Raw genomic sequence first — 2,842 nt, 5'->3', positions numbered from 1 at the left:
AATTAGCAGGTCGGGCGCCCGGCTGCGCACCAACTCCGTTGCCGCCCTGACTTTGTCGACATCGGCACCGGCGCCGGAGTCGCCGGTGGAATAGGACAGCATGGCCACCCGCGGCTCGATGCCGAACTGTGCAGCGGTGCGCGCCGAGCTGATCGCGATATCGGCGAGCTGTTCGGTCGTGGGCTCCGGGACGATCGAGCAATCCCCGTACGCCAGGACCCGGTCGGCCAGACACATCAGGAACATGCTCGACACAATGGAGATGTCGGGTTTGGTCTTGATGATCTCAAACGCCGGCCGCACGGTGTGCTCGGTGGTGTGGGCGGCGCCGGACACCATTCCGTCCGCCAAACCGTTGTACACCAGCATGGTGCCGAAATACGAGTCGTCGTGGATGATCTCGTCGGCCTGCTCGACGGTGACACCCTTGTTCTTGCGCAACGCCGCGTACTGGTCGGCGAACTGATCGCACAACTCGCTGGTCCGCGGGTCGATCACCGCCGCCTCGTCGAGATCGACACCGAGTTCGGCTGCGCGCAAGCGGACCAGAACTCGTCGCCAAGGATGGTCAGATCCGCGATCCCGCGCTGCAGCACCCGCCCGGCCGACTCGAGGATGCGATCGTCGTCGCCTTCAAGAAGCACAACCCCAGGGTGGCCCAGCGACGCCACCGTCGTCTTGGCCACCCCACCCTTCTGGTTGGCCACCGCCAGCACCTGGGTATCAGTCACAGAGACATCCTGGCACCTTGTCCTCATGCCGCGGGGCGACTCGCAAATGTCTGGCACAATCGGTCGGCATGGGCGTGGAGAACCACCGGCTGGTGCTGCTCCGACACGGGGAGACCGAGTAGTCGAAGTCGGGCCAACACACCGGCCGCACCGAGCTGGAGCTGACCGACACCGGACGCGAAAAAGCCGAGGCGGCGGGCCGGACACTGGGTGAACTCAAGCTCGAGAACCTCATGGTGATCAGCAGCCCGCGCCGACGGGCCTTGGCCACCGCCGAGTTTGCCAGTCTGAGCGTCGATGAGGTGTCGCCGTTGATCGCCGAATGGGATTACGGCCGCTACGAGGGCCTGACGACCGCGCAGACCCGGGAATTGCAGCCGGACTGTCTGGTCTGGACGCACGGTTGCCCGGGCGGTGAAAGCGTCACTCAGGTCACCGATCGTGCTGACCGAGCCGTCGCGTTGGCGCTACACCACATGGCGTCACGCGACGTGTTATTTTCGAGTCACGGCCACTTTTCCCGCGCGGTGATCACGCGCTGGCTCCAGCTGCCGCTCGTCGAGCGTAGCCGGTTTGCCATGCTAGCCGCCTCGATCGCGGTCTGTGGTTTTGAGCATGGGGTACGACAGCTCAGTGCGCTCGGGCTGACCTGCCGTCCGCAGGGCCATGAAGCCCAGCGAGCCACGGTTTGCGCTGTGCGGGCCGACGGGACTCTCATTGCCGGCGGTGTGCGGACCTGCTACGCCGAGATGACGGTCGCACAGGCGGAGCTGCGCTCCGGACGAGCACCAATAGTGTTGGGCGCGTTTACGTTTAGACGTGGATGGCCCTGCCGCGTCGATGGTGCCGCGCACCGTACTGCGCAGCGGTGCGCTGCCTGATTGGCCGACCGGCCCCGCTTGTTGCCGAAGTCATCCGGACCATCGCCGAACTAGGTGAACGCCGAATCCTGTTGCGCGCCTTGCGTGAAGGGATACACAACCGCTACACCCACCGGGCGAGCCGTAGCCGAAGCTCTAATCGAGGCTGCGCGGCGGAAGGCGGCGGTGGCCGTTCGCGCTGAGGCGCAGGAGATAGCAGCTGACGAGAATGACCGGGCCGAGGGAAAGCAAGTAGTTCACGACATGGAGACACTACGTGCGGGGTGAGACCTTCTGTGTTCGAACTCCGCGGGGGACTCGCGGCGACGAGCGGTCATGCCACCATATTGTGAACGACCTCGCCCGAGCGCGAGATCAATGTGTCTGGCCCATGCTAGGAGTGCTGCGCACAGTAATTCGACGCTGTCAAGACGCGCGGTCTCGTGGGCGTGACACACAATCCGTGTTGGGGCGAGGTGGCGCTGATGTCGGTTTTTCCGTCGCCGCCCTTGCTCGTCGATACTCCTCGAGCTGGTTGATACCGGCTGCTCTCGAAGTCATCGCGTCAGTCTTCGCATCGAGCGCGGAGCACGCTGGCCCTCGAGAAGCGGAGCGCGCTGCCGGTGGTCTAACCGGAGTAAAGTTCGGCTATGTCATGGAAGTCATTGTTCCGTGTCGTGAACTTCATCATGGACGTCGGCGCTATTGTCGCATTTCCGCTTTGGGGGTGGTTATCGCTTGGTAGTCCAGCTCCAACGATACCTGTGCTGGTAATCATTGGCCTCGGGGGTCTGCTCTACATTTCACGTGTGCTATGGGAGTTAGTCCCTCGACGGAGCCCGCGACATGCCTTGCTAACTGTTTTCGCTGCCGTCCTTTACGTTGAGGGCATCTTCGCGAACGCCTACTACTGGTTGTCGCAGCGGTCGCCTGCGGCCTTTAGTGAGACCCTCAGTAGAATCGACGCCGCCTATTTCACCGTAAGCACTGCCATGACGACGGGCTTTGGAGACATACACCCTTTAAGCGGCTCCGCTCGGTTGGTGGTCATTGCCCAAATGCTTGTCAGCGGATTTCTCCTCGTATTCGCTGCCGGTATCGCAATTAACCGCCTATTTTCAGCCGCATCGCCGACTAGCGCCCCTCGTTGTAAGGACTGTGCTTCTGCCGGCAAACCGGATTCGGCCAAGAGCGAAGGATCGACGGGTAGCAGGAGAAGCGCTCGTCGGCCTTATTGGCGAGCACGATAGG

At 62.9% G+C, this 2,842-nt stretch carries 1 protein-coding gene and 4 pseudogenes; 3 read left to right on the top strand and 2 right to left on the bottom strand.

The genetic code is table 11. The features are described 5' to 3' along the window. A pseudogene (locus VKI00_RS00810) lies at positions 1-647 on the bottom strand (phosphate acyltransferase); the annotation flags it as partial. A gap of 9 nt (positions 648-656) precedes the next feature. Next, a pseudogene (locus tag VKI00_RS00805) lies at positions 657-731 on the bottom strand (ParA family protein); the annotation flags it as partial. Positions 732-799: 68 nt separating this feature from the next. On the opposite strand from VKI00_RS00805, the pseudogene VKI00_RS00800 reads away from it, so the two are divergent. From VKI00_RS00800 to VKI00_RS33650, 3 genes and pseudogenes are all read left to right on the top strand, one after another. Continuing rightward, positions 800-1,393, top strand: a pseudogene (locus VKI00_RS00800) (acid phosphatase); the annotation flags it as partial. Between the two features lie 4 nt (positions 1,394-1,397). Beyond that, a pseudogene (locus tag VKI00_RS00795) lies at positions 1,398-1,628 on the top strand (isochorismate synthase); the annotation flags it as partial. Positions 1,629-2,241: 613 nt separating this feature from the next. Beyond that, positions 2,242-2,841: a potassium channel family protein gene (locus VKI00_RS33650; protein WP_414687087.1), complete on the top strand. Its 600-nt coding sequence runs from the start codon at positions 2,242-2,244 to the stop codon at positions 2,839-2,841. Position 2,842 lies beyond the last annotated feature (1 nt).

The sequence above is a fragment of the Mycobacterium sp. genome (genome assembly GCF_035314665.1).
GTDB lineage: Bacteria > Actinomycetota > Actinomycetes > Mycobacteriales > Mycobacteriaceae > Mycobacterium.
Note: the sequence above shows the minus strand (reverse complement) of the source record. Positions and strands in the feature narration are given on the sequence as shown.